The 23,634-nt window shown below is 43.2% G+C and carries 22 protein-coding genes; 16 read left to right on the top strand and 6 right to left on the bottom strand.

Features of this window, described 5'->3' with window-relative positions; genetic code table 11:
* The first annotated feature begins 242 nt into the window (after window positions 1-242).
* The 4 genes from BC643_RS19455 (at window position 243) to BC643_RS19440 (ending at window position 2,654) form a co-directional block, all read left to right on the top strand.
* Complete coding sequence (locus BC643_RS19455; RefSeq protein WP_120274950.1) at window positions 243-470, top strand: hypothetical protein; 228 nt, start codon at window positions 243-245, stop codon at window positions 468-470.
* A gap of 15 nt (window positions 471-485) precedes the next feature.
* Window positions 486-728, top strand: coding sequence for a hypothetical protein (locus BC643_RS23425; protein ID WP_120274949.1), 243 nt, complete (start codon window positions 486-488; stop codon window positions 726-728).
* Between the two features lie 33 nt (window positions 729-761).
* Window positions 762-1,118, top strand: coding sequence for a hypothetical protein (locus tag BC643_RS23325; RefSeq protein ID WP_147377279.1), 357 nt, complete (start codon window positions 762-764; stop codon window positions 1,116-1,118).
* Between the two features lie 807 nt (window positions 1,119-1,925).
* Window positions 1,926-2,654, top strand: coding sequence for an acyltransferase (locus BC643_RS19440; protein ID WP_120274947.1), 729 nt, complete (start codon window positions 1,926-1,928; stop codon window positions 2,652-2,654).
* A 110-nt stretch (window positions 2,655-2,764) separates the two neighbouring features.
* Here the strand turns inward: BC643_RS19440 and BC643_RS19435 are convergent, their stop codons facing one another.
* Window positions 2,765-3,631 carry a DNA/RNA non-specific endonuclease gene (locus tag BC643_RS19435; protein WP_120274946.1) on the bottom strand — a complete coding sequence of 289 codons (867 nt, stop codon included), beginning with the start codon at window positions 3,629-3,631 and terminating at the stop codon, window positions 2,765-2,767.
* Between the two features lie 183 nt (window positions 3,632-3,814).
* Here BC643_RS19435 and BC643_RS19430 point away from each other — a divergent pair, with 183 nt between their 5' ends.
* Genes BC643_RS19430 through BC643_RS19420 form a run of 3 tightly spaced genes read left to right on the top strand, consistent with a single transcriptional unit; the run spans window position 3,815 to window position 4,953 of the window.
* Window positions 3,815-4,045, top strand: a complete 231-nt coding sequence (locus BC643_RS19430; protein ID WP_170154630.1) for a DUF3098 domain-containing protein — start codon at window positions 3,815-3,817, stop codon at window positions 4,043-4,045.
* Window positions 4,027-4,593: an RNA polymerase sigma factor gene (locus tag BC643_RS19425; RefSeq protein WP_120274944.1), complete on the top strand. Its 567-nt coding sequence runs from the start codon at window positions 4,027-4,029 to the stop codon at window positions 4,591-4,593. Before BC643_RS19430 ends, BC643_RS19425 begins: the two co-directional genes overlap by 19 nt.
* Before the next feature lie 12 nt (window positions 4,594-4,605).
* Window positions 4,606-4,953: a hypothetical protein gene (locus BC643_RS19420; RefSeq protein WP_120274943.1), complete on the top strand. Its 348-nt coding sequence runs from the start codon at window positions 4,606-4,608 to the stop codon at window positions 4,951-4,953.
* Window positions 4,954-5,015: 62 nt separating this feature from the next.
* On the opposite strand, the gene BC643_RS19415 is transcribed toward BC643_RS19420, so the two are convergent.
* Both BC643_RS19415 and BC643_RS19410 read right to left on the bottom strand, forming a co-directional pair.
* On the bottom strand, window positions 5,016-5,480 hold the full coding sequence (locus tag BC643_RS19415) for a globin domain-containing protein (RefSeq protein WP_120274942.1): 465 nt from the start codon (window positions 5,478-5,480) through the stop codon (window positions 5,016-5,018).
* Between the two features lie 99 nt (window positions 5,481-5,579).
* A complete protein-coding gene (locus tag BC643_RS19410; RefSeq protein ID WP_120274941.1) occupies window positions 5,580-8,555 on the bottom strand; it encodes a glycosyltransferase family 117 protein in 2,976 nt (991 codons plus the stop codon).
* A 163-nt stretch (window positions 8,556-8,718) separates the two neighbouring features.
* Here BC643_RS19410 and BC643_RS19405 point away from each other — a divergent pair, with 163 nt between their 5' ends.
* From BC643_RS19405 to BC643_RS19390, 4 genes are all read left to right on the top strand, one after another.
* On the top strand, window positions 8,719-9,720 hold the full coding sequence (locus BC643_RS19405) for a PhoH family protein (RefSeq protein ID WP_120274940.1): 1,002 nt from the start codon (window positions 8,719-8,721) through the stop codon (window positions 9,718-9,720).
* A complete protein-coding gene (locus BC643_RS19400; protein WP_120274939.1) occupies window positions 9,717-10,664 on the top strand; it encodes a phosphoribosylaminoimidazolesuccinocarboxamide synthase in 948 nt (315 codons plus the stop codon). Before BC643_RS19405 ends, BC643_RS19400 begins: the two co-directional genes overlap by 4 nt.
* Before the next feature lie 149 nt (window positions 10,665-10,813).
* A complete protein-coding gene (locus BC643_RS19395) occupies window positions 10,814-11,335 on the top strand; it encodes a TlpA family protein disulfide reductase (protein WP_120274938.1) in 522 nt (173 codons plus the stop codon).
* A 4-nt stretch (window positions 11,336-11,339) separates the two neighbouring features.
* On the top strand, window positions 11,340-12,695 hold the full coding sequence (locus BC643_RS19390; protein WP_120274937.1) for a sensor histidine kinase: 1,356 nt from the start codon (window positions 11,340-11,342) through the stop codon (window positions 12,693-12,695).
* A 13-nt stretch (window positions 12,696-12,708) separates the two neighbouring features.
* Here BC643_RS19390 and BC643_RS19385 read toward each other — a convergent pair whose 3' ends face one another.
* Complete coding sequence (locus BC643_RS19385; RefSeq protein WP_120274936.1) at window positions 12,709-14,724, bottom strand: cache domain-containing protein; 2,016 nt, start codon at window positions 14,722-14,724, stop codon at window positions 12,709-12,711.
* Between the two features lie 300 nt (window positions 14,725-15,024).
* On the opposite strand from BC643_RS19385, the gene BC643_RS19380 reads away from it, so the two are divergent.
* From BC643_RS19380 to BC643_RS19370, 3 genes are all read left to right on the top strand, one after another.
* Window positions 15,025-16,476, top strand: coding sequence for a Do family serine endopeptidase (locus tag BC643_RS19380; protein WP_120274935.1), 1,452 nt, complete (start codon window positions 15,025-15,027; stop codon window positions 16,474-16,476).
* Between the two features lie 102 nt (window positions 16,477-16,578).
* Window positions 16,579-17,439 (top strand): sigma-70 family RNA polymerase sigma factor, encoded by an 861-nt coding sequence (locus BC643_RS19375; protein ID WP_120274934.1) that lies wholly within the window; start codon window positions 16,579-16,581, stop codon window positions 17,437-17,439.
* 367 nt (window positions 17,440-17,806) lie between these two features.
* Complete coding sequence (locus BC643_RS19370) at window positions 17,807-18,178, top strand: hypothetical protein (protein WP_120274933.1); 372 nt, start codon at window positions 17,807-17,809, stop codon at window positions 18,176-18,178.
* A gap of 19 nt (window positions 18,179-18,197) precedes the next feature.
* Here the strand turns inward: BC643_RS19370 and BC643_RS19365 are convergent, their stop codons facing one another.
* Together BC643_RS19365 and BC643_RS19360 are read right to left on the bottom strand one after the other, a co-directional pair.
* A complete protein-coding gene (locus BC643_RS19365; RefSeq protein ID WP_120274932.1) occupies window positions 18,198-18,932 on the bottom strand; it encodes a class I SAM-dependent methyltransferase in 735 nt (244 codons plus the stop codon).
* Between the two features lie 70 nt (window positions 18,933-19,002).
* Complete coding sequence (locus BC643_RS19360; RefSeq protein ID WP_120274931.1) at window positions 19,003-19,473, bottom strand: low molecular weight protein-tyrosine-phosphatase; 471 nt, start codon at window positions 19,471-19,473, stop codon at window positions 19,003-19,005.
* Between the two features lie 201 nt (window positions 19,474-19,674).
* On the opposite strand from BC643_RS19360, the gene BC643_RS19355 reads away from it, so the two are divergent.
* Window positions 19,675-21,018, top strand: coding sequence for an MATE family efflux transporter (locus tag BC643_RS19355; protein WP_120274930.1), 1,344 nt, complete (start codon window positions 19,675-19,677; stop codon window positions 21,016-21,018).
* 280 nt (window positions 21,019-21,298) lie between these two features.
* Entirely contained in the window at window positions 21,299-23,590 is a 2,292-nt protein-coding gene (locus BC643_RS19350) for a sodium-translocating pyrophosphatase (protein WP_120274929.1), read from the top strand.
* Window positions 23,591-23,634: the final 44 nt, after the last annotated feature.

Here is a 23,634-nt window from a genome sequence, read left to right as displayed (position 1 = left end):
TCAATTTGAAATTTCAATCATTTGTGCAATATAAAAAATCAGAATGATATAAATCAAGTATGCAAAATATGTTTACAATCATATAATGCAATAGCCAACCACTCAATAATTTGAAGTATTTTATATTAGCAACTACCAAATAATCAGTGGTGAAAGTTGAAAAATAAAAGAAGATTTATTCTGATAAGTTTTGTAAATTGTGTTTTAAAAACGACCGATTTATTAACCTTAACACGAACCATATGTTACGCTTAACGATTGGGCAACTCACTTTTGGCTCAACAGCTCTCCTCCTGATCGCAATCAGTTTCTTTTGCTCTGGTTTGATCATCGGCCTGATTATCTCAGCAGCCATCTTTGATGAAATTCAACTCAGCATTTTTGTTATTATGTTGCCCGCCTTCATTCCCTGGTTGTTTTTGATTAAAGCAATCAGGAAGGAAATTAAAACAGCTAAAATCGCCGACTAACCGACAACTTGCTTTATGAATACACTCCTCAAACAAAATAAAGATTGGCCATGGATTAAGTTTGGCCTCGGCTGGGGGATCTTCATGTTCCTTTTCACGACACTCGTACTACCTTTAATTGAACACGAAACAATCACCCTTAGAAGAATCCTGATCGCCATCCCGATTTGGCTACTTGGAGGTTTGAATTTGGGGTATTTGTTACGCAAAAAAATAAACAAAAAGAACGGTAGATCCAATTCTACATTCGTAGAATAAACACGTTCAATAAAACCAGCCTAATCACCGACTATGAAAAGCCAAACAAAACTCAAAATCCTAGCTTCCTCCGGATTGTTGATTATTAGCGTTCTCCCTTTAATTAGCAAGGAATTGTTTATTGCGGCAAATGGACATTTGAAAACACCGATGGCCGATCCGCTTCTGCCCCTTCTATTCATCGTTGGTTTATTCTTAAACTGGAAATATATCCCCCAAATTCTCATTTCAATACTCGGAATTATTTTCCTGGTCTCAGCATTTATGTTAGTCGGCACAATGGCTTCCAGCGCCAGCCCTTTCCGTCCCGGCTGGATTATCTTCATTCTCTGCTCCATCTTAAGCATCCTCTCATTATTTCAGATTACAAAACCTACCGGTCAGAACTGATTGCCATTACAACTAAGAAGATCCAGCCATTCTAGCACTCCCCTCTTTCACAGCCGAAGTGCCCGTATTCTAGCACAGAGAGTTTTCTTGCGTCTAGAGAAAACCAAAGTCAACTTAACCAGATGATTATCTGTCACGAAAAAACTAAATGCTTTTTAATCCATTTCTCCCAATAGCCCCTGCTGTAAGCTTATCAAAACAATAGGAGGGACCTTCCGGAACGAAAAGGCTCAGTAATGCCGGTTAACTGAAAAAAATCCCCAAAAACGACTGAAAAAATGAACTAAATCAAGATGCGTTTATTCGCATAAATGTGGATTCCCGATTGCTTTTGCTTGGAAAGATACCGCGTTGACAACTGGACCTCAATTCGATACACCACGAGCGGGCTGTGAAAAATTAGCAATGAACTAGAAAACGTAAGCTTGTAGTCGGGCTACTTCACAGTCAATTTACTAAACCATTTTGAACCGAATCGGGATTTGACTTTCATCACATTGGTTAAAGAAAGATAGCGACACCCTCCTTCATTAACGTTACCTTAACAATCAATCTAACAGAACATTAAACAACGCACAAAATTACACCTCCTTGTCTTTTATTCAAGCTGAATTTGTATATTTAGCAAACGGGGATAAAGTCTGGAAAAATTTAGATTCGATAACGTTAAAAAGGGACATTAAACTACTATCGACCACTATCCAGCTTGTTTATTTGATCGCGATTATTCGAGCCTAGTTAGTCAGAACTCTGGTTCTGATTTTATGTGCTTTAATTTTTAAGTCTGTAAACTTTAAAATCGAAAAAATGAAACAAGCGTTGAAATCTGTTGTAAAAGGTAACCCGATCGTGGAAAAATATGCTCGGATCTTAATGAATCGAAATAATTTTGCGGCTCTCTTTCCGCGAAAAAGAATCTCCGGAAAAAATAACATCATACGAGTTAAAAACTCTGTAATCCTGAACAATTGCAAGTTCGACATTGCAGGCAATAATAACAGTGTTGAAATTCACTGTTCTGCGATCTTGAACAACGTAACATTCTTCATTCGAGGAAACCAAAATAAGATTGAGATTGGTGAAAAAGTCAGATTCTGGAGGGGTGGAGAACTTTGGATTGAAGACTACAACGGCACTATCAAAATTGGAAACCACAGTACATTCGAGAATACACATATCGCTGTCACTGAGCCATATTCTAAAATTGAGATTGGAGAGGATTGTATGTTTGCTTACGGCATCGATATTAGGACAGGAGATTCACATTCCATTATCGATATTAATACAAATAAACGAATAAACTATGCGCAGGATATCTCGATAGGCAACCACGTATGGGTGGCCTCTCATGCATCTATTTTGAAGGGTGTTACTATTGGTGACAATAGTGTTATTGCAACCAGGTCTGTTGTCACAAAAAATTTCGAGGAAGATCATATTTTAGTTGGCGGTTCTCCTGCTAGAAAGCTAAAAGAGGGAATCAACTGGGATAGGCAACGAATATACGAGGAAGAACAAAGAATAATTGCTTCGTGACATCATCCAAAAGTTTCAAATTGTGAGAACTAAAAATGCTTTTGAAGATTATTAGACTTCTGCCTCCAAAAGCATTTTTAATCTTCCGTCCTAAAACTCCAGCGCAATTTTTACAAGCTGCCATGCTGAAAGCAATACTTGCTGCCCGGTTTGGCTTTACGCTTGCATCTGGCGCCGCTGGCAGTGATGCCTTGGCATTGCCCGCTGGTTGTTTCCTCCTTGACTTTTTCTACAACTTTTGGAGGAATAACTGATCCATTGAAATCCCATTTCGTAACAGACACATTGCCTTCTAACCGAGTTTCAATTTTGTCCTCCATTCCCGCAAAGAAATCAATCCCGGTTAAGCGCTCCACCTCGTCAACAGCTACGGCGTATTCCTTCAACTCATGGTCGATTTTCGCGTTGGGCATCACGAAAGCGATCATCTCTCCCTGATTCGGAGCATAAATGACTTTGTAATAAAAATTGGGAACAGTCACTTTATCCGGCCCAATGTGCATGTTTGCGCCTCTCAGCAACGGGCCTGTAATCACATATAAACGATCGTACTCAGCCACCCATTTTCGGACCAACGTCTCCAACTCTTTCCATCCGCCGCGATTAAATGCCGGAAGCTGGGGTGACATGTTCGATAGATAAAAGCTTTCGGACATTGCCGTCGCATTTATGGTCATCGAACCCGCAGGACAAAGATGCCCGCGATCGTAACCAGAACCTGCGTAGTCGCTAAGCTGTGCCGAGGCAGTTGACACCTTTGGATCTGGCCGAAAATCATCCGAGCGCTTTGCATTTCCGGCGACAAACTCCGGTGTCAATTCATAATACACCCATTCGGCCTGTTCATTCGCTTCGCTGTACGAAAGTGTAATGTAAGTATGCTCAACAAGCTCACCGCGAGACGAAGGCAAATACTTTTGTGCAAACAAAATACCAACCGAGAGCAGCAAAATAAAAGTAAAGAGTAGTCTTTTCATGCTTTTAGAATCAATTTCGAAAGCACTAAAACTACAGTTTAAACCTTATAAGATCCTGCCAGTGCCGACAAACTAATCAACAAAGGCCAGTCGATAAAAAAGATGTAGCGTTGGTGCAATATTTTTTTGCTTCTAAAATGAACCTTTCAAATTTCGCGTGTACTGTACCTTAAAAACATGCCTATGCTTTTTGATCGAAAGAAATATATCCGGCTGATTTCCATCCTGCTTTTATTAATTTTAGGCTTTGTATTGATGAGCGGCCCGGGAAAACACCCGGCGAATGAATTTGATCCGTCAATTTTCAGTTTTCGCCGTATTACACTGGCACCAATTATTGTGCTGGCAAGCTACGCCGGGATTATTTGGCTGATCATGCACAAACCCAAAGACGAATGTTCGGACGAAAAATAAAGAATTACAGCGACGAAAAACTGATGCAATTCATTGCATCGGGCGATCAGCAGGCTTTTACCCAGCTTTACCAACGATATCAGCAGCGGCTGTACTACTATTTTTTTCGCATGCTGGGAAATTCGGAAGAACTGGCAAACGACTTTCTACAGGAGGTTTTTCTGAAGATCTTTGAAAAACCGGAACGCTTCAACCCGGAGTACTCTTTTAAAACCTGGGTCTTTTCGGTTGCCTACAATTTGTGCAAAAACGAATACCGTCGGTTGGAAATCCGCAAAGACAGCCCGCCCCTGGAAACCGAACTTCCACCTGTATTACCACAAAGTATCAGTCAGGAGGAGTTGCTCAGTCAAATTTTTGCGAGTCTGGATGAACTCAGCACCGAGCACCGATCGGTGTTCCTGATGCACTATCGCGAAGGTTTCGCGGTGAAAGACATTGCCAAGATGTTGGATATTGCGCCGGGAACAGTAAAATCGCGCCTATTCAACACACGGAAATTTTTGGCGGGTAAGTTTCTGTATTTAAAAGACGAAATTGAATTTTAAACACCAACGACGATGAAAACACAACATATCAAACAGCTGATTCAAAACGATTCTGTGGGTAAAGCCAATCCTGCGACCGAAGAGCGACTGCAAAAGGCTTTCCTGGCTCGATCCGCGTCTTACCGTGTTCATCAGAATTCGTTTGCCGGGTTTTTCGCATGGTTATTTACCTCCAATCAGCTGGCTACCAAGCTGGCAATTGCCGGTTTGCTGATCGGATTCCTTGCCATTCGCCCAGCCTTCAACCTGAATCCGCAATTCCCGGTTACAGCCGACAGCACTCGGGTTGATCAGTCGCGGGTACTGGATTCAGCCTTGTTGATTTTACCGAGTGACACGACCGGAGAACGACGGTTTTAGCATGGAGCATCGAGCGAGGGGCTAGGAGCCAGTCCTACCCCAGCCTTTCACTCTGATATCCATTATTTTTTAGGAGTCATTAAAATCGACGGACGGTCTGGTGTGTTTACCATCCAGTTCGAAAAATCATGCAAGTAATTCCAGAAAGCTTCGATAACCGGTTCTGGAACACCGTCCAGTTTACTTAATACTTTTGCATAACACTGCAACCACACCACACGCGCCTCGCTATCGATGCGGAAAGGGAGGTGACGCGAAGCCAGTTGCGGCGATCCACGACGCTGATTGAAGTAATCAGGTCCTCCGAGACGTTGAATAAAAAAGTCGGCAGAACGCTGTTTCGCTCCGTTAAGTCCTTTTTCGTCATCCGGGAATAAATGCTTCATTTTGCTGGCAGCCAACAAATCGTAGTGGTCGCTAACCATTTGGCGAATTCCTTTTTCACCCAAAATAGTATACAGCTCATTGTCTGGCTGATATTTATTCAATCGTAAGCCGAACGGCAGTCGTGTAATCTTGAATTCCATCTTCTAAAGGCTTTGGTTTTTTCTGAAATTTACCCACTATAACCCTCATAAGGCTCCGATGGTTCATTGAAAACTGGCACGAATTGCTCACAAATACCCCTAGTTTTCCGCAGATATACGATCCAGGTAAGCCGAAAATTTCGCATCCATTTCCCGACTAACTTCTGGATCAACCTTTTGAGCCAGCAACAACAATTGACGGTAGTAATAAAGTTTTGCCGTTCGTTCCTCTGCAATAAAAGCTTGCTGCTCCTCGCTGAACTGCTCAAAATAATCGAGCCATTGCTCCAACAGATAACGCTGTTCCTGCAAGCGCTGCATCCCGGCATCAGTCTCTCCAATTTCAAAATATTGCGCAGTACCCTCGCACAACCAATAATCGACCGGCCAAAGGCTGAAAGGCAAAATTTCTGCAGAGCGATCCAACACTTTTTTTGCACGCTCCAAATCACCTTCGCCGATCAATGCATCAGCCAACCGATAGAAAGCTGCGCGGATATTCATCACTGCAAACATACGCCGGTGGTGCCAGTCGAAATAGACTGATGAATCAGTCAGATTATCCCAATTGCAGCGATTCATCAACTTATCGTACAAAACATCGGATTCGATGCCGCCCATATCAGCCACATTTTCCGAAGGTGTTTCTGTGGCAACCAATTTATACACCATCCCGTCAAAACGCAGATAGTCCTTCAGCCCAAAATCGCGCGGGTCGACCCACGATGTGAAGTAGATCGGACGCTCGCTGACATTCGAAGCAATGACATCCCAAAAAGCAAGTTCGTTCCGAACAATATATTTTCGATCCAACTGCAGCGGAATTTGGGTGTCACCCACTGGCAAAGTGATCCGGGTAAGCGGAATATAATCGACTTGTTCACCGTCTTGCAACTCCACCTTGGTCTGGGTCGAGTCGTCGGCCACAAAATTGAGCACCTCTTTCCATCCCGCTTTTTTGCTAATGCGCGACACAACCGGCAAATAATCCACATCGCCCGTTTCGTACTTGGCTAGTGGCACCGTCAACTTCAAACCCGGGTTATCGTAAATTTTTCGGTTAACCTGCCGCAAATACCAACCAGCGCTCAGGTAAGGCATCACCACCACACGCACATCGCGCCGGATTCCTTCAACCTCCTGGCAATACCACAACGGATAAGTATCATTATCAGCATGAGTAAACAAAATAGCATTCGGCTCACAACTTTCCAAGTAATTTCGTGCCAGGTCGCGTGCCGTGTATCGCCCCGACCGATCATGGTCATCGTAATTTTGCGCCAGTAAAATTCCCGGTCCTGCGGCCAGCAACAACAGTCCGCCGATTCCAATCGCCAAGGGAGATTTTAATCTTCGCTGCAACCAAACCAACTCAGCCAGCGCGCCAACGCCCATCCATAAGGCAAACACATAAAAAGAGGCCACATAAACATAGTCGCGTTCGCGGGGCGTTTGCGGAACTTCATTCAGGTATACCACCAACCCGAGGCTCATAATCGCAAACAAAAGCGCCATTGGCCAAAATGATTTTCGCTCCCGTTTAAAATGAAAAACCAATCCAATCACTCCCAACAGAAAAGGCAAAAAGAAATAATGATTTCGCCCTTTATTATTTTTCAACTCTTCCGGTAGATTTTCTTGCGGCCCCAACCGGGCTTGATCAACAAACGAAATTCCGGATTCCCAGTTACCGTGCAACGAACCGCCGAAGCCTTGGACATCATCTTGTTTTCCTACAAAGTTCCACATGAAGTAGCGCCAGTACATATGCCCAAATTGATAACGCAGAAAAAACTGTAGATTTTCACCGAAAGTCGGAATCACCGTCTGCTGCCGCTGACCTTGTTCATCCCGGTAGAAAACCTTCTTCCCTTTCAAATCAACCCAACTGTTATAGGCCTGTTTGTGGCCTTCGTCTTTGCTGGACATACGCGGAAAAAAGCCAACCGTCTCTGGCACATAGTCAACCTTTGGATTTAATTTGACCGGCACATAATGATCTCCTTCTGTAACGTAACTTGTTCGGTCGTGATACCCACGTGGCACTGAAGCGTAATTTTCGCCGTACAAAATGGGGCGCGTCCCGTAATTTTCGCGATTCAGATAGTTGATTAACTCAAAAGTGGTTTCCGGGTTTCCCTGATCGACCGGCGGATTGGCTGCCGAACGAATAAAAACCGTGAAATAAGATGTATAGCCCAACGTGAGAAAAAGCAGGCTCAAGATCACTTGCGTGAACAGGTTGCCGGCGCGGCGATGCGCATAAAACAAAGCCGCCGTAAACACGGCGACCAATACGAACAGGTAAAAGTAAAATCCGGAATTGAACGGTAGGTGAAATGTATTCACCGCAATCAGCTCGAAAGGTCCGGCCAGAGAAAACAATCCGGGAATGTAGACTTTCATTAGCAGCAGGATCAAGGCGAGCGATCCGCCCAGTGCCAGGAATAGTCCCGGCCAGCTAAAGCGATACTTTTTAAAATAGACAATCAAAGCGACCGAAGGAATTACCAACAAATTCAGCAAATGGACGCCAATCGACAAACCCGTTAAAAAGAAAATGAGCAAAATCCAGCGAGAAGCATTCGGATCGTCAGCTTCCTCTTCCCAACGGGTAGCAGCCCACAAAACCAAGGCTGTAAAAAGCGACGACATAGCGTACACTTCAGCCTCGACTGCCGAAAACCAAAACGAGTCGGTAAACGCGTAAGCCAGCGCACCAACTGCCGAAGCTAGCCACACTAAACCAATCTTTTCTGGCACTATTTTTCGCATCAACCATACCGACGTCCAAAATAATAACATCACTGTTCCAGCGCTCGACAAGGCAGAAACTAGATTCACCATCACGGCCTGCCGCTCGGGATTGCCAAAGCTCAGCAGCGAAAAAATTCGACCGATCAGCATAAACAAGGGAGCTCCGGGAGCGTGCGGTATTTCGAGCTTGGTGGCGGCAACCAAAAATTCGCCGCAATCCCACAAACTCATGGTTGGCTCCAGGGTTATCACATAAACGACAAGGGCGATGGCAAAAATCAGCCAGCCCCACAGGCAATTCTTTTTTCTGAAAGTCATGGCTCGGGCAATTTGTTATGCCTATTGATACACCCGAAAAAACGAAGGTTCATTTTCCAATATTAAACCTGTAAAAAGATTCTATAACAGACCTTCCTATCCGGAATAGTCCAAACATTTTTTGTTACTTTTGTCGTACCAAAAAAGTACCGGTAAAAAATCTATGTTTGAAAAGCTAATATTGCTGGAAGGGGTTGATCCTCTTGAATTTTACGGTGTAAACAATGCGAAAATCGACCTGATTAAAGCATTCTTTCCCAAACTGAAAATTATTAGTCGAGGCAACCAATTGATCGTTCAGGGCGACAAAAAAGAAAGCGCTTCTTTTGAGCAAAAGCTGGAACAATTACTCGACCATTATCACCAATTCAACATTTTGCCCGAGGAGACCATCCGCCAGGTCATGAACAATGATCCGCTGGCCATGGAAGCTTTGAATGTTTCGCCCGGAGACGTGTTACTGCACGGCAACAGTGGGAAACCCATTCGGGCACGCACACCCAATCAGCGCATTTTGGTTGAAGAGAGCCGCAAGGCAGACCTGATATTTGCCATTGGCCCAGCCGGTACCGGAAAAACTTACACGGCAATTGCATTGGCAGTTCGCGCGCTGAAAAACCGGGAAATCCGCCGGATTATTCTGAGTCGCCCTGCTGTTGAAGCAGGAGAACGATTGGGCTTTCTGCCAGGTGACCTGAAAGAAAAGATCGACCCGTATTTACAGCCGCTTTATGATGCCTTGCAAGACATGATTCCAGCGAAGAAATTGGAAGAATTTATGAAAGACGGCATCATCCAGATTGCCCCGCTGGCATTCATGCGCGGGCGCACGCTCAGCGACGCCTTTGTGATTTTGGATGAAGCACAAAACACCACGCTAAACCAGCTGAAGATGTTCCTGACGCGTATGGGGATGAATGCCAAATTCATCATTACCGGCGACGAAACGCAAATTGACCTGCCATCGGCCAGCCAATCGGGATTAATACAGGCCAAGAAAATTTTGCGAAACATTGAGGGCATTTCCTTTGTTCAATTCAACACCAAAGACATTGTGCGTCACCGCTTGGTGCGCGACATTGTTGAAGCTTACGATAAACACTATCAAAAACAATTAGCAAAAGCAGAAGAACGAAAATCACAAAATAAATTAGAAGAAAGATGACTAAAGCATTGACCAGAACGGATTTCAATTTTCCGAATCAAAAAAGTGTTTACCATGGTAAAGTTCGTGACGTTTACAACATCGATGGCGAGTACCTGGTAATGGTTGTTAGCGACCGCATTTCTGCATTCGACGTAATCCTGCCTGAAGGTATTCCTTACAAAGGACAGGTGTTGAACCAGATTGCAGCCAAATTCCTGGACGCAACTGCCGACATCGTACCTAACTGGAAAATTGCAACTCCCGATCCCAATGTAACTGTAGGCCACGCTTGCGAGCCATTCAAAGTTGAAATGGTAATCCGCGGCTACCTGACCGGCCACGCATGGCGCGAATACAAGAGCGGGAAACGCAGTCTTTGCGGCGTTCCACTTCCTGAAGGAATGGTTGAAAACCAAAAATTCGAAGCTCCAATTCTTACTCCAACGACAAAGGCAGACGAAGGCCACGATGAAGATATTTCACGTGAAGAAATCATCAGCAGCGGATTAGTTAGCAAAGAAGACTACGAAATGCTGGAGGACTACACATTGAATTTGTTTGCTCGCGGAACTGAGATTGCAGCTGAAAAAGGCTTGATTTTGGTTGACACCAAATACGAGTTTGGTAAAAAAGACGGTAAAATCTACCTGATCGACGAAATCAACACACCAGACTCTTCTCGCTATTTCTACGCTGAAGGTTATGCTGATCGTTTGGCAAAAGGTGAACAACAAAAACAATTGTCGAAAGAGTTCGTTCGTCAATGGTTGATCGAAAACGGCTTCCAGGGTAAAGAAGGACAAAGCATTCCGAAAATGGACGAAGCATTCGTTACATCTGTTACCGATCGTTACATCGAGCTTTTCGAAAACATTACCGGCGACAGCTTTGAAAAATCAGACATCGATCAAATTCAAGGTCGCATCGAGAAAAATGTAACCGATTTCCTGAAAACTCTCTAAGGAAAGCGTTTCAAAATATCATTTACAAAAAATTAACTTCCGGCAATTAACAGCCGGAAGTTAATAACTCATGCGAGATTTAAACAATACGCAACTGCAATCTTGCCGAATAATTTCTATATTGGTATTCATAAATAGACTTTTACAGAATGAAAACGTGGGCTATTCTAGTCTTATTTACACTTAATTTACTGTCTATAAATGCGAAAGCTCAGGATGAGCCCGAAAAGTCAACTTTGGTAAAGGTTGGCCAGGACGCTCCGGATTTCTCATTTACTGACGAAAGCGGTGTGTCCCACAAATTGGATGAGCTGAAAGGAAAGGTCGTATTGTTAAATTTTTTCGCGACTTGGTGCGGCCCTTGCATGAAAGAAATGCCGCATGTTCAAAAAGAAATTTTCGATAAATACGGCAAGAATGATAATTTCATTTTGTTATCGATCGGACGGGAACACAGCCCGCAGGAGATGAAAGATTTCAAAGAGAAAAAGGCGTTTACATTCAACATTATAGCTGATCAAAACAGGGAAATTTATTCTAAATTTGCGCTACAGTACATCCCTCGCAATATATTGATTGATAAAGATGGGAAAATACTGTACAGTTCGATCGGCTTTGACGAAGAAGAATTCGCTCAACTAGTAAATAAAATTGAAGCTCAACTAAATTAGCACGATGGCCCGTAACCTGATCACAGCGTTGATTTTTTTGGCAGTAAGTTTAAGTTGGAATTTCCAACTTAGGGCTGCTGGTGAAAATACGCTTGACGACATTCGGGAGAAAATTCACTCGCTTAACGAGCTGGCCGGCATGGAGGCGAAAAATGAAAACTTCATGACCAGCATGCAATTGAGCCAAACAGCCCTTGATCTTTCCCAAAAATACGGCATTTTAGACGAGGCTGCTGCAGCCAATGAAAACCTGGCAGACAACTACCTGGGATTTAAAAACCAAGCGGAAGCTGTACGGTTTTATCAGGAAGCTGTAAGGCTAAATGAGAAATTAAACAACAATGATGCAGCTTTGCGTCTGCACAAGAAAATATCCGCCCTCTTGCTTCAAAACGGCAATTACCAGCGGTCTATTGAGCACCTTAACGCCTACCAGAATCTAAAAGACAGCATTGACAAGCAAAAGCAGAAGGAGCAAATTGCCGGAATGGAAGCTCAATTTGCAAAGGAAATTTCGGACACCGAAAATCGCCTGACTGCCGTCCAGGATCAGAAGCAAAAAACAAACGAAATTTTACTGATCACTGCTGTGGCCCTGCTGGTTCTGGTTGTTATTGCACTGATTATCGCCGTACAGAAGCACCTGCAGGTTAAAAAATACTTCCTGCGCCTGAACGAGCAAAAAGATCGAATGTTCTCGCTGATCAGCCATGGATTGCGTGGCCCGATTGGTAGTGTAAAAGGCATTTTCGACCTGATTGTGGAACAAGACATGGACGATCCGAAGGAATTGAAGAGCATTTTGAACGAATCCCGCGAAGTAGTTGACAGTTCTTTCAACTTATTGGAAAACCTGCTTAACTGGTCGAAAAGCCAAACCGGCAACCTGACTGTCAATCCGCAAAAAATTAGCGTGGGAAGCTTGGTTAAAGAAAATCTGATGCTGTTTACCAGCTCCATCAAGCATAAGAACTTCACAATCGAAAATCATGTCAGCGACGAGCACTACGCTTATGCCGATATGGAAATGATCAATATTGTTATCCGGAATATACTTTCGAACTCAGTAAAGTTCACACGTACAGCCGGGAAAATCAGCCTTTATTCTCAGATTGCCAAAGACCGGCTATTACTGACTGTTTCTGATACCGGAGTTGGAATGACACGTGACATGATTGACGAGATCATGGAAGATGATCCGGTTGCAATTGGCTACAATGAAGCAAATTACGAAAAGGACAGAGGCATTGGCTTAAAGATTTGCAAAGACTTTCTACAGAAAAACAACGGCAAACTCAGCATTGAAAGTTCACCAAATCAGGGCAGTCGCTTCTTTATCTACTTGCCTTTAAGTGCCTAAGGCAGAAGTTGATCTACTTAGAAACAGGAATGTAAAATTCGAACTGTGAACCTTTTCCTTCGTCCGACTTCACGGAGATTTCTCCTCCCAGAATATTCACGATATTTTTAGAAATAGCCAGACCTAAGCCTGTTCCTCCAAAGTTCTTCGAAAGGTGATTACCGGCCTGCATGAAGCGCTCAAAAATTGTTTCAATATCCGCATGAGGAATACCAATGCCGGTATCGGATACATTAAAAATGATCTTCTCATTTTCAACGAGATTTACATTTAATTTCACCTTCCCTTCTGAAGTAAACTTTACAGCATTGCCCACCAAGTTAAGCAGAACCTGCTTCAATCGGAACTCGTCCGACTGACAAATGAAATTTTCCGGCAAATTGCTCTCCAACTCCAATTGAATATTTTTAGCCGGATCTTTATCCAAAACGCCTTGGAAATGCTGATTGACACTTACCAACAATTCCGACAGGTTAAACTCGTGACTCATGACAGACATCTGCCCCGATTCGATCTTGGCAATATCTATGATATCGTTGATCAACTTCATCAGCATTTCGCCATTTTGAAGAATCAACCGAACAAACTCGCGACTAACATCAGGCGGCAACTCTTCGTCGTTCAATAGCTCCGAAAATCCCAAAATCGCGTTCATCGGTGTGCGGATTTCGTGCGACATGTTTGCCAGAAATGCTGTTTTCAAACGATCCGACTCCTGCGCGCGTCGTTGCTCTTCCAACAACTGCTCATGCACGCGAACCCGCTCTTCGATCATCTCATTGGCTACTTTCCCCATGTTTTTAAATTCACGGAAGTGAATCTTGTCAACACCGATTTTCTGATACCGCCCTTTTCCAACCCGAAAGAACCGGGTAAAATGATTAAAATCTGCTTGAAAATTTCTATTAAAACGGTAAAGCAAATACAGTTCGAACAAAACCGCCAATGCCAGTATGACGATCACTTGCAGGATATTCCAGAACAATCCGGACTTCAACTCCTTGTTCTGAACGGCGATTTCCGACTCAACTTCATCGGTGTAAAAACCAGCACCAATTAACCATTCACAGGGTTCAAAAAAACGCACGTACGAAATTTTCTCCGAGTCCTCGTTTTCACCTATTTTATTCCATCGATAAGAAAAATAACCACCGTCGGCATTTCCTTTAGCTGCTTCAACCTGTTGTTTGAAAATCTCTTCCCTCCCATTGTCCGAGCCATCAAAAAAATTGAAAGTACCCTTATATATTTTGCCATCCATCACAACAGGATGGCCATCCAATTCATTCATGAAAACATAGCCGCCGTAGCGAAAACGCTCCGAGCTAATCTTACGGGCAATCTCCATTTTGAAATCCTCATAATAATCATCCAAATAACATTTCGCCCCGAAATACCAATTAAAATGCGGAAACCGTTTCACGAAACAGATTTTACTATTCAGATCGTCATGCCCTTTAACAGCACCATTATCATAATTTATAAAACCCTCTTCCTCCACGTTTATAAGGTTTATTTCGGCCTGAATAACTTTGTTCCCATGTAAATCTTCCAGCCCCGAGAGGTCCTTCCCATTGAAATCAGAATTTCCGAAATAAAACACCCCCCGCCCGTTCCGGTTATTGATAAAGACATGTGTATAGGGAGAGGTGCTATGCAAAGAAGCTACCGCCTGAATAATTAAGCCTTTAATTTCAGACTCCGACATTTTGCCTTCATAGCGTTGATAGAGAGCTGTCGCCAATTGATAGGCTTCGGTTACACTTTCCGAAAGTTCGCCGGCCACCCGTTTATCAAATTCTATTTTTTGATTCGAAACGTAATCTAACTCTATCGCAATCAAATCCTTGACAAACTGTTTGTGCTTTTCAATTACATCCTGCCGTCTCTGTCCACTAACCCGCTGATAAAAAACAAATTGTTGAACAGTAATCGCCAACCCCACCCCCACAGAGATGAGAATCGTCGACAAGATTACAATTTTGCGTATGTATTCTGGTATTCTTGGGGCTACTATGTCTTTTTTCATTCCGTACTACCGTTTTGACAGGCTAAGCGACTATTCAACTCAAATTTAAACAAATAATAAAAAAACGGTAGTTTGACTATCGTTTTGTTGCTTGTGAAATAACTTTTGTGGAAAATCAGAAATATTGTCAGGTACTTTTATCCAGACTTATTTTATGGCCTGGTTCTTGTATCATCCACCGTTAAAACATGTTAAACAATATAAACGAATTAAAAACGTGAAAACACTGGCACTTATTATGCGTTAATTTTAGCACTCGATTAAAAAGCTAATATTCGTAAACAAAAAATACAGAATGCTATGAAGAACGCTAAAAATTTAGGTTTAACACTGATTATCGCTTTTGGAAGTGCATTTGTAACCTTATGGGCTTACACCCAGTTTTTTGAAAAACCGGAAATTGTTCGGGTCGAAGAGAACCAGGCGATGAAATACGCCAACCTTCCTTCTGCCCCTCAGGGAGAAGCCCCCGATTTAACTTATGCCGCAGAAAATTCAATCCATGCTGTTGTTCACGTCAAAGTGATGTCAAAGGAAGATGTTTCCACCTACAGCAACCCGTTTTACGATTGGTTCTATGGTGGCGACCGTGCTCCTCGGCAGCAGCCAAGAGTGAGAGAAGGATCCGGTTCAGGCGTGATTATTTCAGCTGATGGTTATATTGTAACTAACAACCACGTCATTGATCAAGCCGACGAAATAAAAGTTGTATTGAACGATAAGCGTGAATTCGATGCTAAACTGGTCGGTACTGACGAGACCACGGACATTGCTCTTCTCAAAATCGACGCAAACCAATTACCGTCGCTCAAATTCGGCAACTCAGATGCGTTAAAACTAGGGGAGTGGGTACTGGCTGTAGGAAATCCATTCAATCTAACGTCGACCGTTACTGCTGGGATTGTAAGTGCTAAGGGCCGTAACATTGGTATTAACAGAGCCGACATGAGTATTGAATCATTTATTCAAACTGATGCCGCAGTAAACCCTGGCAATAGTGGTGGTGCTTTGGTCAATATGAATTCAGAACTAGTTGGGATCAACACAGCCATTGCATCGCAAACAGGTTCTTATTCCGGCTATTCGTTCGCAGTTCCATCTGCCATCGTTCAGAAGGTTATAGCCGATTTAAAACAATACGGACAGGTTCAACGGGCAGTTCTTGGAGTTGGAATCCAGGACGTTAATGCCAAACTGGCAGAAGATATGAATTTGGATAAAATCGAAGGTGTCTTCATTGGAAGCTTGGCTGAAGGTGGAGCTGCCGAAGAAGCCGGAATTAAAGAAAAAGATATTATTATTTCTATTGACGATGTGAAAGTAAACTCAACTGCAGAGCTGCAGGAACAAGTAGGCAAACACCGTCCCGGAGATGAAGTAAAAGTTTTGATAAAAAGAGATAATAAACCGAAACCCTATACCGTTACACTCCGTAACATGCACGGAGATACGGAAATTCTTACCACGGACGTTAATGAGTTTCTTGGGGCAAAATTTGACAATGTTACAGAAAACGAAAAGTACAAACTGCGCATAAACCAGGGAATAAAAATTACCGAATTAAATCGAGGTAAATTAAAGGATGCCGGTCTGAGAGAAGGATTCATCATTACCAACGTGAACAAGCAAGAGGTGAACGGGGTTAATGATATGCGAACGATTGTAAAAGGGGCTAAAGGAGGCATTTTAATTGAAGGGATATACCCAAATGGAGAAAGGGCCTATTTTGTCTTCTCTACTGAAGAGAGATAGATATTGGTATATTAACATTTCAATACTGTTTACCCAAGCTTGCTTTTTTATTTGAATTATTGACTTACAAAGTCTATATTTGCACGATTTTTTTAAAAGGGTATGAGACAATTAAAGATCACAAAATCTATTACCAACCGTGAGAGCGCGTCTTTGGACAAGTATTTGCAAGAAATTGGCAAAGAAGAACTTATCACTGTTGAAGAGGAAGTTGAATTAGCACAGCGCATCAAAAAAGGTGACCAAGCTGCTTTGGAAAAGCTGACCCGTGCTAACCTTCGTTTTGTTGTTTCGGTAGCAAAACAATACCAGAACCAAGGATTAAGTCTTCCCGACTTGATCAATGAAGGTAACTTGGGATTGATTAAAGCTGCTGAAAAATTCGACGAAACACGCGGGTTCAAATTTATTTCGTACGCCGTTTGGTGGATTCGTCAGTCCATTCTTCAAGCTTTGGCTGAACAGTCTCGTATTGTTCGATTACCGTTGAATCAGGTAGGCTCGTTGAATAAAATCAACAAAGCTTATTCAAAATTTGAACAGGAAAACGAACGAAAGCCTTCACCTGAAGAGCTGGCCGAAACACTAGAGTTGCCTGCTGAAAAAGTAGCCGATACATTACGTGTATCCGGACGCCACATTTCAGTTGATGCTCCTTTTGTTGAAGGCGAAGACAACAGCCTCCTCGACGTTCTTGTGAACAATGATTCCCCCAATGCTGACCGCAGCTTGATTATGGAATCACTTGCACGGGAAATTGAGCGTGCTCTTGCTACCCTTACTGAACGAGAAAGTGACATCATCAGGATGTTCTTTGGAATTGGTTGCCAGGAAATGACCCTGGAAGAAATTGGAGAACGATTCGGCTTAACCCGCGAAAGGGTGCGCCAAATTAAAGAAAAAGCCATCCGCAGGTTGCGGCATACATCCAGAAGCAAATTGCTAAAATCATATCTTGGATAGTAGTAATGAAAAACTTTTTAACCGCCTGCGTAAGGGCGGTTTTTTTATGCCTAATTTATACTACAGCGCGAATATCCTAGGTATCGAAATCTAAAATTCATTCGATAACAACCATTTTTCGGGATTTAACAATGTAGCGCGATACTAATTTCACATGCTAGAAAGTTATAGATAGATTAAATATCGAATCGCAGCTTTTTTGCGACTGAAAGTATCGACCGCAAAGTGGTAACTTGTAAACATCGGAAAATGCAAAGCGTTATATAATCTAAAAGTTCCAATCATGAAAAGTCTACTTATTCTTTTTTGCGTGTTACCTTGTTTCTTATTTGCGCAGCAAACCGGGGAACCTCAAAATAAAGAGAGTATGTATAGTGATATCGCCAACACACTTATTTCATTTGTGGTATCCAAAACACCGGAAAACAACATCGTGTTTTCTGCAGATAACTTTATTCTTGACCGGATTCCGGATTCTTATTCGGGAAAGGGAATAGAGAAAACCGCACGTTACAAGCCCATTGGTAAATTCGTCGGGTATACATGGATTCGAATTGAAAAATTCACAGTCTATCAAAACAAGGTTTTCGTGTTTGCGAAAATACAAAAACAAGAAAACGATGAACTCGTGGATTGGGACCACGAAAACTCAAATTGCAAATTGACCTACGTTTTAAATGCTAAAGAAGGCACGTACGAACTCGTCGACTTTCAAGCCGTGAAAGCCGTGATGAAATAACACAAAAGATATTGGGAAACTAAACTTCTGCGACAACAACCAAAGGCAGGTGATCTCCACATGGTTTTTTGTCGAAACCACCATAAAAATGAAGTTTCGGGAAACCGGCCAACAGAAGTAACTTCTCTAATTCATTCTTTTGAACAGGAATCAAAGGAGCAGAATTTTCGAAAACGAGATTTTCTGACTTGACAAACAATTTCGTTTTAAAATTGACCTTCGGCTGGTTCGGAGTAGGTAACTCGTAACTACGCTCAAAGCGCACATACTGATTGTCAATAAGCGGCAGTTCCTCGATCTTGTTTCCCAAAATATATTGATAATTCAAAATCTGGAACAATAACTTTCCTCCAGGCTTCAGCAACTGAAAAGACTGCTGAAAGAAATTCCGGATTTGAGTCACCGAGTCTAAATGGACAAGTGTATTTCCAAAACAGATCAACGCATCGAAGTAACCGGGCGTAAAGTTCGAATTGATGTTCATCATATCCATCACCTTAAACGATAGATCCGCTGCCTGATGCGACTCACGTGCACGTTCGATCATCGATGAATTGAGATCAATCCCAATACCCAATGCTCCCAATTGGCACAAACGATTAGCCAATTGCCCGGTAGAACAACCTACATCCAAAAAAAAGAATTCTTCTAACGAGTCGAATTCAGACTGCACAAAACCAACTTGCTGATTACTTAATGGAAATATGTATTCGTAATAGCTGGCGATAGAGTTATAGAAAGCTTCCTGCCCCATTTATTCCTTCCCCCTTAATCAGATAAAACAGCACATTGAGCAGAAAGTTTTCATTCCACCGCCCCAGACATCACCCGCGCACTTCGTTCAACAAACCTTCACAAGCGTCTTCCAAAATATCAAGCACCAACTCAAATCCTTCGGAACCACCGTAGTAAGGATCAGGAACCGAATAATGTCCGCCATGGCTGCAAAAGTCAGTCATCTTGAAAATTTTATTCAAATCTTCGATACCGGAAGCCATGTCTTGCAAATCGTTCACATTATCATCATCCATTCCTACGATGTAATCAAACTTTTCGAAATCTACTGCAGGATCAAATTTACGGGCAATGGAATTCAATCGGTAACCACGTCGGATTGCATGGCTCTGCATACGCTGGTCAGCCGGTTCACCTTCGTGATAAGCAGCTGTCCCCGCCGAGTCGCATTCAATTAAATCCGACAGTCCGTTTTGCTTCACCAAACCGTTAAAAACAGCTTCAGCACTGGGCGAGCGGCAAATGTTACCAAGACAAACAAATAATACTCTTTTCTTCATAATGCAAACAATTCAAATTCATAGTCAACCTAATTAAGATTAACGTTGGTTCCACACCCCGAGCGGGGTATTTCAAACAAAATTAGTGCTTTCATGCTACCTTGAAACACAAGTTCAAAAACTTAACCCAACATTAACTTTCACTGTTCTATTTTGAATTTCACGTAAAAATCGAGAGATTTGAAACCATTAATTCGACTTATGAAAGACTTTACGGAAGGGAATGAAGCACGTCTTATTCTTCAATTTTCAATTCCGCTTGTACTTGGAAATATCTTCCAAAATTTATACAACATTGTCGATAGTGTGATTGTCGGCAATTTTTTGGGAAAAGAAGCACTCGGTGCTGTCGGCGCATCGTTTCCCATCATATTTACCTTGATATCGATGGTTATCGGGATCGGTTCCGGAGCATCCACCGTCATTTCCCAATTTTTCGGGGCCAAACAGGTTGACCAGGTTCGCCGCACCATCGACACCATTTTTACCTTTTTCCTTTTCGCCTCAATCCTTGTAACGTTGATTGGGATCCTGTGTAGCAAATCAATTTTCCTGTTATTGCAACTCCCGGATGAAATGCTACCGGAAGCCGTCACCTACCTGAATATTTACCTCACGGGTATGTTCTTCTTTTTCGGTTTTGCCGGTATCAGTTCGATTTTAAGAGGAATGGGCGACGCCAAAACACCGCTATGGTTCATGATCCTGTCCACCGTTGTCAACATCTTTTTCGACCTGCTTTTCGTTGTCGTTTTTAAATGGGGAATTGAAGGTGTTGCATTTGCAACCGTTGTTGCACAAGCCATTGCTTTTTTCTCGGCAACCTGGTATCTCAACAAAAAACATCCGGTCATCAACCTGTCCTTCCGCAAATACATTTTCGACCGCGAGATTTTTAAAAGCTGTGTGAAAATCGGGCTGCCGACCGGCTTCCAGCAATCATTTATAGCATTCGGGATGATGGCAATTATGGGAATTGTGAACACCTTCGGTACTAATGCAGTGGCTGCTTACACGGCCGCTATGCGAGTCGACTCATTCGCAAAAATGCCGGCGCTAACATTTAGTTCAGCCCTTTCTTCATTTGTCGGTCAAAACTTGGGCGCATTTCAGGAAAAAAGAGCCCGAAAAGGATTAAAGATCACCATCGGCTTTTCACTGGCTTATGCCGTTTTCATCTCCATTATTATCATTGTTTTCGGGAAATACATCATCCAGATTTTCACTCCCGACCAACACGTCATCGCCATCGGACAGGACTACCTGGTTATCGTGTCTTCTTTCTACTTATTACTCTCCATCATGTTTTCACTCACCGGCTTTTTACGAGGTGCCGGGGCAACTTTCATCCCCATGCTGACAACGCTCTTATCGCTCTACCTGGTAAGAATACCGCTCGCATTCTGGTTATCCGGAAAAATTGGCGTAAACGGTATTTGGTGGGCCGAACCGGCTGGCTGGTTCATCGGAATGGTTATCCTCATTGTTTATTATTTCACCGGAAGGTGGAAAGGTCGGGTTGTCGTAAAATCGCCGAAAAAATAAGAGCCACAGCGGCCTGCTCCGCGAATCCTATTTTGAACAAATGATCCCTTTGAAAGAATCATCTACTTTAGATTGATTTCAAATTAACTTCCAGAGAGAAAAGCAGCACCTGCTTGTTTTCAAACAGTTATACTATTAATCATTAAGTTACCTACCGAAAGAGTGCCCAAGAACATTCATTCCCGTCTGACACAGCTTTTTATTATTGCTAAATTCAAAGAGTAGAATCTAACACTAATATTATCTAACCGCAACCCTGTTGCACAAAAACATAACATTTATGAATGCTATCTTTTGGCTCGTACCACTTTGTTCCGTAGTGGCCTTGATATTCGCATGGGTGTTTTTTAAATCCATGATGAAAAATTCGGAAGGTACCCCCCGGATGATGGAAATCGCACAGTACGTGCGCGAAGGGGCGATGGCCTACCTTTATCGCCAATACAAAGTTGTTGGCATCGTTTTTATTATTCTTCTGCTAATCTTGTTAGTTCTGGCTTACCTGGGTGTTCAAAACCCGTTCGTTCCCGTAGCCTTTTTGACCGGTGGTTTCTTCTCCGGCCTCTGCGGTTATCTGGGTATGAAAACAGCGACTTACGCATCCGCACGAACCGCTCACGGCGCTTCTAAATCGCTTAACCAAGGTTTGAAAGTTGCTTTCCGAAGCGGCGCGGTAATGGGACTCGTTGTTGTAGGCTTCGGACTTTTAGATATTGCCGCCTGGTATTTATTTCTGAATGAAGTAATTTTCTCACCGGAACACATGGCCAAAGGCTTGCATTTCATTGGATTGAATTTAGTGCACGCGGGAACAACCGAGCACCAAAAATTGATCGAAATTACCACAACCATGCTGACCTTCGGTATGGGTGCATCAACCCAGGCGTTGTTTGCCCGCGTAGGGGGCGGTATTTACACCAAAGCTGCCGACGTTGGTGCTGACCTTGTTGGTAAAGTTGAAGCCGGTATCCCGGAGGATGACCCTCGCAACCCCGCCACTATCGCCGATAATGTTGGGGACAACGTAGGCGACGTTGCCGGAATGGGAGCCGACTTATACGAATCCTATTGCGGATCTATTTTGGCAACCGCTGCGTTGGGAGCAGCCCTTCCGGCCCTCTCTCTAGAACAATCAGGTATTGAAACTGAGATGGCGGTTATCGCCCCCATGTTGGTTGCAGCAATCGGAATCATCTTCTCAATTATCGGGATCTTTATGGTTCGCACCAAAGAATCAGCAACACAAAAGAACCTGCTGAATGCTCTCCTACTTGGAACCGGTGGTTCATCTTTATTAATTCTGATTGCCATGTATGTTATGGCCTATTTCAGTTGGATCACCTACGGTGTGTTCGGTTCTGTTGTTATCGGCTTGGCTGCAGGGGTGATTATCGGGCAAGCAACGGAATATTTCACATCCGATGAATACGGCCCAACAAAAGGAATTGCAAAACAAGCACAACAAGGTCCGGCAACAACCATTATCGACGGTATTGCCGTCGGTATGTACTCAACCTGGATTCCGGTTATCACCATCGTTTTGGGTATCATCGGCTCGTTTTGGTCAGCCGGTGGTATGACTGACTTCGCGATGGGTGTTTATGGTATCGGTTTCGCTGCCGTTGGTATGTTATCTACTTTGGGAATCACCCTGGCAACCGACGCATTTGGTCCTATTGCTGATAATGCCGGAGGTAACGCCGAAATGGCTGAATTGCCAAAAGAAGTTCGTGAACGCACCGATGCACTCGATATGCTTGGAAACACAACTGCAGCTACAGGTAAAGGATTCGCAATTGGTTCTGCTGCCTTGACTGCAATGGCATTGATTTCAGCCTATATGGAAGAAATTCGCCTGTGGTTTGGTAAGATAGCAGGACCGGAAGGTTTTGTATCGAAAGGAGACTACGTCTTCTACACAAGCGTAAAACCGGCTGTTGAAGAAGGAATGAAAGCAGTTCAAATTTCAGCGGCTTCCGTGAAAGATTTTTCTGCTGCTTACGATATCACTTTATTCAACCCTCTTTTTCTGGGTGGTATTTTCGTCGGATCAATGATGGCCTTTGTATTCTGCGCCATGACGATGAAAGCCGTTGGGCGTGCAGCCGGTGCTATGGTTGAAGAGGTTCGACGCCAGTTCCGAGAAATAAAAGGAATCATGGAAGGAAAAGCAACTCCTGAATATGCCAAGTGTGTTGAAATTTCAACCAAAGGTGCTCAACGCGAAATGTTGCTGCCATCACTTATTGCCATCATCGTTCCAATCGCTGTTGGTGCAGTCATGGGTGTTGCAGGTGTTGTTGGATTGCTGGCTGGTGGTTTGACTTCCGGATTTACCTTAGCAGTTATGCTAAACAATGCCGGTGGGGCCTGGGACAACGCCAAAAAGTACATTGAGAAAGGAAACTATGGCGGCAAAGGTAGTGAAACACACAAAGCCGGTGTTGTTGGCGACACCGTTGGCGACCCGTTCAAAGATACTTCCGGCCCATCTTTGAACATTCTGATCAAATTAATGACCATGGTTTCGGTGGTTATGGCCGGCTTAACAGTAACGCTGTCTTTAATGTAAACAACCCCTATTTATAGGATTTTGAGGACCTGCAGGCTTTGGCT

This window comes from Mangrovibacterium diazotrophicum (assembly GCF_003610535.1).
Classification (GTDB): Bacteria; Bacteroidota; Bacteroidia; order Bacteroidales; family Prolixibacteraceae; genus Mangrovibacterium; species Mangrovibacterium diazotrophicum.
The sequence above is the reverse complement of the archived record's forward strand: the minus strand, read 5'-3'. Positions and strand labels throughout refer to the sequence as shown.